Source organism: Flavobacterium sp. (assembly GCF_003525665.1).
Taxonomy (GTDB): Bacteria; Bacteroidota; Bacteroidia; order Flavobacteriales; family Flavobacteriaceae; genus Flavobacterium.
This window is the reverse complement of sequence record NZ_DQDX01000078.1, coordinates 13,099-20,307: the sequence shown is the minus strand read 5'-3', so window position 1 is coordinate 20,307 and position 7,209 is coordinate 13,099. Positions and strand designations below refer to the sequence as shown.

Sequence of the window (7,209 nt, the reverse complement as noted above, 5' to 3'; positions counted from 1 at the left end):
GTATCGTTTCTAAATCAGGAACTTTAACTTATGAAGCTGCTGACCAAGTTGTAAAACAAGGAATGGGAATCACAACAGCTATCGGAATTGGTGGAGATCCAATCATTGGAACAACTACAAAAGAAGCTGTAGAATTATTAATGAATGATCCTGAAACTCATTGTATCGTTATGATTGGTGAAATTGGTGGTCAATTGGAAGCTGATGCTGCAAAATGGATTAAAGCCGATGGAAACAGAAAACCAGTTGTAGGTTTCATCGCTGGAGAAACTGCTCCAAAAGGAAGAACAATGGGTCACGCTGGTGCAATTGTTGGTGGTGCAGATGATACTGCAGAAGCTAAAAAACGTATCATGAGAGAAAATGGAATTCACGTTGTTGATTCTCCTGCAGAAATTGGTAAAAAAGTAAAAGAAGTAATGGGATAATTAACTTCTCCTATTTATATAAAAAAAGAGCTTTCAGTATTTGAAAGCTCTTTTTTTTATAATCAAATCTTGTAATTAATTCAAAAACGGATTAGACCATTTGGGATTTATATAAACATCTGTTCCCGATAATGTTTGTAGAAAAGCAATAACCGAATTTACTTCTGGCGCAGTTAAATGCAATTGTTGTCCAAATCCATTTGGTCGTAATCTTGGATCTAAATTAGTATTTCCTGGTGCAATAGTAATCGTACCATAATGTCCTATAGCTGCTTGAAGCGTTGTGATAACTCCAGTATGCATCATTGGTCCGTTTGTAGTTCCATTTACTTTTACCAAATCTCTTAACGATGGAGCACGAGTATTTGTGATATCAATTCCTGTTCCGTTTATCGAACCAATAATACCATTGTTTCTACTGTTTGGATTAATATCAAATTCTGGAGCTGCATGACATCCAGCGCAACCCAAACCTCCAGATGTTCTATTGCCAGTTGCATCAAAAACTGGCGGCGATAAAAATAAATTTTTTCCTTGATTTTCTTGTGCCGTGAAATTTGTAAACGGTTGACCATCATTAGCTGCTAAAGCTCTTCCAGCATCATATTTTGAGTCGAAAGATTGGATGCTTTTAATAAATTGTGCCAATGCCATTTGCATTTTACTTTCTGTAATTTCTTCCGATCCATAAACAAATTTGAATAATTCTTTATAATATCCAATTGCAGAAAGTTTGGTAATTAAACTAGAAAAGTCTTCATCTCCATTGGTGCCACTAAAACCCATTTCACCATGATCTTTAATTGGCATAGTAGTTTGAGTTTCTAAATTGATTGCTCTTTCATCCCAAAAGAATTTGGTTTCATTTGTAAAACGATTGTTTACTAATCGCATCGAATGTCGTCCTGTTGTACCATTTACACCTTGACTTGAAACGGCTGCATCACTAAAAGCATTAGCTTGTTGATGACAACTTGCACAGGAAATTGTATTAGTAGAAGATAAATTTTTATCATAAAATAAAACTCTTCCCAAAGTAGCACCTTTATCAGTTATTGTATTAGAACCCGAATTGTTTTTTACAATATAATTTGGAACCGATTGATTGGCATAATTGGCTAAGCTGGTTAAGTCAATATTTTCTCCGAAAGCATTTGTAACATTTGGATAAGTTTCGATTTCTTGATAATTATCTTCATCATTTTTGCTACATGAAGTCAATAAAATCAGTATCGAACTCACAATCATTAATTTGTTGTTCATAAGTTTGGTTTTGGTTGGCTTAGTATTAGACTTTAACAAACAAATAAGGTTTAATTAGATGCATCATTTTTTTTATACTTCAAATTATTCCTATATTTGGCTTTTAATAAAAGAACAAACTAATTAAGATTATTATGAAATTACTTGAAGGAAAAGTAGCTATTATCACTGGTGCAAGTCGCGGAATTGGTAGCGGAATTGCAAAAGTATTTGCACAACACGGAGCAAACGTAGCTTTTACATACAGTTCATCTGCAGAATCAGCTCTAGTTTTAGAAAATGAATTAACAGCTTTAGGAATTAAAGCAAAAGGATATAAATCAAACGCAGCCGACTTTAGTGAAGCTCAAAAATTAGCCGACGATGTAATGGCAGAGTTCGGAAACATTGATATTTTAATCAATAACGCCGGAATTACCAAAGACAACTTATTAATGAGAATGAGCGAAGAAGATTTTGATAAAGTAATCGAAATCAACTTAAAATCGGTTTTCAATATGACAAAAGCAGTTCAAAAAATTATGTTGAAAAACCGAAAAGGTTCTATCGTAAATATGAGCAGTGTTGTTGGTGTAAAAGGTAACGCCGGACAAGCAAACTACGCCGCATCTAAAGCCGGAATGATTGGTTTTACTAAATCGGTTGCTTTAGAATTGGGTTCAAGAAATATCCGTTGTAACGCAATTGCACCAGGATTTATTGAAACCGAAATGACTGCCAAATTAAACGAAGATGTAGTTCAAGGTTGGAGAGATTCTATTCCGTTAAAACGTGGTGGAACACCAGAAGATGTTGCCAATGCGTGTCTTTTCTTCGCATCAGATATGAGTGCTTATGTTTCTGGACAAGTATTAAATGTTTGTGGCGGAATGCTAACTTAGGATTGTATTTAAGGTTTAAAAGTTTAGGTGTTTAGAAGTTTATAAGAGTTGGAAATTTAATAAATCCACGATGAGAATATTTAGCTTTGAAAAGTTGATAGCTTGGCAAAAAGGACGAGAATTAGCAATTCTGATTTATAAAACAACTAAACTATTTCCTAAAGATGAGACGTTTGGTATGATAAGTCAAATGAGACGCTGTTCAATTTCTATCTCATCAAATTTAGCCGAAGGTTCAGGAAGAAATTCCATGAAAGATAAAGCTCGTTTTTCAGAAATTGCTTTTAGTTCTTCCTTAGAATTATTAAATCAAGTTATTTTAAGTAATGACTTTGAATATATTGATGAAAATCAATACATAATATTAAGAGAAAAAATAACAGAAGTTAATATGCTAATCGACGGTTTACATAAATCTCAAATATCAAACATAAAATAATTTCATATAACTATTATAGACAAAACCTTATAAACTTTTAACCATATAAACTTTTAAACTATTAAACCATAATATGAACAAAACCACAATCGCTTTACTAATTTTATCAGTTATAATTGCTGGTGGTTTGTCGTATTTTCAATATTTTTATAAAGCTAAGAGTAAGTCTAAGATGACTAAGCTCTTGGCTTTTTTGCGTTTTCTATCTGTTTTCGGATTGTTACTTTTATTGATAAATCCTATTGTAAGTAGAAGTTCATTTGAAACCATAAAAACGCCACTACCAATTGTTGTTGATAATTCTAGTTCGATTATAGATTTAAAAGCTAATGAAATTGCGAAAGAAGTTTTCACCAAATTAAGTTCAAATTCAAAACTGAAAGACAAGTTTGACATTCAATCGTATAGCTTTGATTCGGAATTTCAACCATCAGAAACTTTCGATTTTAAAGGAGCTCAAACCAATATTGATGAAGTTGCTAAAAACCTAAAAAGCATCAATAAAAATTTGACTTTTCCTACGGTTTTAATTTCAGATGGAAATCAAACTTCGGGTTCAGATTATGTTTTTAGTTTTGATACAAATAATAAAGTTTACCCTTTGGTTGTTGGTGATACAACGACTTATTTAGATTTAAAAATCAATCAGATTAACGTTAATAAATATGCTTTTCACAAGAATAAATTTCCTGTAGAAGTTTTTCTTCAATATGCTGGAACCAAATCTGTGACTGCAAATTTTGCCATTTCACAAGGAAATAATGTATTAATTAAACAAAGTGTTTCATTTTCTCCATCAAATAAATCGGCGGTAATTAATGTATTGTTGCCAGCAGATAAAACTGGATTGCAAATTTTCAATGCGTCATTAACTTCTTCAGAATCTGAAAAGAACACTTATAATAATTCGAAGAAATTTGCTGTAGAAATAATAGACCAGAAAACCGAAGTTGCAATCATTTCTGCAATAAATCATCCCGATATTGGTGTATTAAAACGCGGAATTGAAACTAATGCACAACGTAAAGTAACATTACTTAAACCTAATCAAATCAGCGATTTAAATAAATACAATATTTTAGTTATTTATCAACCAAACGGAACTTTCAAGCAAGTATTTGATACCAATAAAAATCTTAAAATAAACACTTGGATTATCACTGGATTGAATACTGATTTCGGATTTTTAAGTCAGCAACAAGATCAAATTGATTTTAAAATGTCCAATCAAAAAGAAGATTATTTAACTAATTTCGATTCTGATTTTAATCTTTTTGCAATTGATAATTTAGGTTTCGAAAATTTTCCGCCTTTAGAAAACCCATTCGGAACAATTACTCCAAATGAGAATGCGTCTACTTTATTATCATCACGAATTAGAAATGTAGATACTGAGCAACCTTTGCTATCTTTTTTTGATAATCAAGGAAAACGAAATGCGTATTTATTTGGTGAAAACATTTGGAAATGGCGTGCTCACAGTTATGTAGATAAAAAATCATTCGAAGAATTTGATGTTTTTCTAGATAAAACCATTCAGTTTTTGGCTTCTAATGATTCTAAAAAATCGTTGATAGTAAATCACGAACGTTTTTACAATTCGGGTGATGCACTAGAAATTACGGCACAATATTTCAATAAAAACTACGAATTTGACGAAAAAGCGCGTTTGACAATTGCTGTAACAAACACGAAAACAAAACAAGTAAAACGATACGATTTGTTGAAAACTAATAACAGTTTCAAAGTAAATCTAGACGGATTATCGGCCGGACAATATTCGTTTACAGTGAAAGAATTGAATTCTAATGCCAGTTATTCTAGTACTTTTGAAATATTAGATTTTGATATCGAAAAACAATTTGTTAATCCAGATTTGAACAAATTAAAACAATTGGCATCGCAAACGAAAGGTGCTGTTTTTGTTCCAAAGCAAGTTGATAATTTAATTAAAACCTTACTTGAAAACGAAGATTATAAAGCAATTCAGAAAAACATTGTCAAGAAAACTCCATTAATTGACTGGGTTTGGTTGCTGGTTTTAATAGCAATAACATTAGCAAGCGAATGGTTTTTAAGAAAATACAACGGATTGTTATAATTCTTATTTATCGTACTTCTTTTCATCAAGAATTTTAGCAGCCGTTTGATAGTAAGAAATGGTTTCATTTATTAAATCTACACGCGGTTGTTTTATTATTTTTTCTTCATAAAAAATAGGAATTTTTCCATCCTTAAGATTGTTATCTTTAAGTAACAACTTAAATTGTTTTACCTTTTTTACAGGAGAAATTATCGTTAATACATCGTCTTTTATCAATCCTAAATCTTGATAAGTTGCAATTAAAGCGCGAGGTTTATAATCCTTCGAAAATACATCTTGACCATAAAATTTACTTTCATATTTAAAGTTTAGCAAACTAAATAGAGTAGGCATAACATCAATTTGTGACATCAAAGTATTGTTTCTACTTGGCGAAATAAATCCAGGCGAATAAATCATTGCAGGAATTCTATATTTTTCTACAGGAAGTTCGGTTTTTCCTGAGCTTGAAGCACAATGATCGGCTAGAATTACAAACACAGTATTTTTAAACCAAGGCTGTTTTTCTGCCATTTTGAAGAAATTTCTCAACGCATAATCGGTATATTTTACGCCACCTTTTCTAGATTTTTTATCAGATGCAATATCAATTTTCCCATCAGGATAAGTAAAAGGTCTGTGATTGCTTACCGTCATTATATGATTAAAAAAACTTTTGTTAGCTTTATTTTCTTCGTTCATCACATTGATCGCTTTTTTATACATATCTTCATCACAAACACCCCAAATATTTGCAAACGAAATTTCTTCGGGTTTAAAAGACTTTTTATCTACAATATCATAACCATTTCCAGTAAAAAAATCGCCCATATTATCAAAGTAAGAATCGCCACCATACATAAATTTCACGCTGTAATTTCTTTCTTTAAACAAGCTACCTGTTGAAAATTTGTTCTTGTTATCTTTTCGTTTTACAACACTTTCACCAGCCATTGGAGGCAAACAAAGTGTTACAGCTTCTAGACCGCGAACGGTTCTATTTCCTACGGCATAAAGATTGGTGAATTGCAAACTTTGAGTTGCTAACGAATCTAGAAACGGCGTGATATTATCTTTTCCGCCATATTCGGTCATGAAACTTGCGCTGTAACTTTCAATTGTAATAAGTACTACATTTTTATGAATTTCTTCAGATTCACTCGTAACCAATCTTTGCGTAGAATTGTCTTTTATTCCTGGTATTTGATTTTCTAAAATTGAAAACGCTTCGTTATCTGGAAGAGTTTTGTAATAGGTTTTATAATCAAGTTCGCTATTTGTAAAAGCCAAATAAAAATTATAAACGCCATTGGCTTGCAGATTATTTGCAAATGTATTTTGTGAATTTTGTTGCGTTGCTAAAATCGGAATTGCAACTAATGAAATAATAAATAGAACAATATATATTCCAAAATTTTTAAGTTTATCATTAAAGTTTGGGATAGAGTAGATGTAGTTTTTAGATCTTTTTACAATAAAATAAGTAACAAGTAAGGAAACAATTCCGATTACAGAAAATAATGGAATTACTGGATACGATTCTAGAATATTTCCAATTACAGTTGTTGTATAAATCAGATAATCAACAGCAATGAAGTTGTATCGTACACCAAATTCGTTCCAGAAAAAGAATTCACTTACGGCATTTTGAATGATCAATAAAACAAAAATAAAGACAGTTATTGAAAATAAAATCAATCGAAGTTTCGAACGTAGTTTTGGTAAAAATAACATCAATCCAAATAGCAAAGTTTTGATTCCAATAAATGCCAATCCAATTTCGGGTAAAGAACCACCATATTCATGCAAAATCGATTTACCCGATAAAATGTAAAGAAATAAAAGAACAAAAAAACCAAAAATTATATAACCATAAGGTCTTGAATATTTGTTATCTGATAAGAATAGCAAATACAACCAAAGAAAAACACTACATAATATAAAGATAAAAAGATCGGATAGTAATCCAAATCCGAAAATTTTCATATTTTCAAAAAACGTGAACTTGCTCTGTGTAATTGGATGAAAAGCAAGTACAATTCGCAATAAAATATTAACTAGTAAATAGAAAAAGCTTAGGTTGAAAAAAGGAGAATTTTTCTTGAATAACTGCAT

The 7,209-nt window shown here is 31.1% G+C and carries 5 protein-coding genes and 1 pseudogene; 4 read left to right on the top strand and 2 right to left on the bottom strand.

What is annotated here, in order from left to right; all coding sequences use genetic code 11:
* Nucleotides 1-428, top strand: a pseudogene (locus DIU01_RS05480) (succinate--CoA ligase subunit alpha); the annotation flags it as partial.
* A gap of 75 nt (nucleotides 429-503) precedes the next feature.
* Here DIU01_RS05480 and DIU01_RS05475 read toward each other — a convergent pair.
* Entirely contained in the window at nucleotides 504-1,691 is a 1,188-nt protein-coding gene (locus DIU01_RS05475) for a cytochrome c peroxidase (RefSeq protein WP_290832273.1), read from the bottom strand.
* A 134-nt stretch (nucleotides 1,692-1,825) separates the two neighbouring features.
* Here DIU01_RS05475 and fabG point away from each other — a divergent pair, with 134 nt between their 5' ends.
* The 3 genes from fabG (at nucleotide 1,826) to DIU01_RS05460 (ending at nucleotide 5,112) form a co-directional block, all read left to right on the top strand.
* A complete protein-coding gene (gene fabG, locus DIU01_RS05470; protein ID WP_290832271.1) occupies nucleotides 1,826-2,572 on the top strand; it encodes a 3-oxoacyl-[acyl-carrier-protein] reductase in 747 nt (248 codons plus the stop codon).
* 70 nt (nucleotides 2,573-2,642) lie between these two features.
* Complete coding sequence (locus DIU01_RS05465; protein ID WP_290832269.1) at nucleotides 2,643-3,011, top strand: four helix bundle protein; 369 nt, start codon at nucleotides 2,643-2,645, stop codon at nucleotides 3,009-3,011.
* 73 nt (nucleotides 3,012-3,084) lie between these two features.
* Entirely contained in the window at nucleotides 3,085-5,112 is a 2,028-nt protein-coding gene (locus tag DIU01_RS05460; protein WP_290832267.1) for a hypothetical protein, read from the top strand.
* A 3-nt stretch (nucleotides 5,113-5,115) separates the two neighbouring features.
* Here DIU01_RS05460 and DIU01_RS05455 read toward each other — a convergent pair.
* The coding region (locus tag DIU01_RS05455) for an LTA synthase family protein (RefSeq protein ID WP_290832265.1) at nucleotides 5,116-7,209 on the bottom strand (2,094 nt) is incomplete at its 5' end.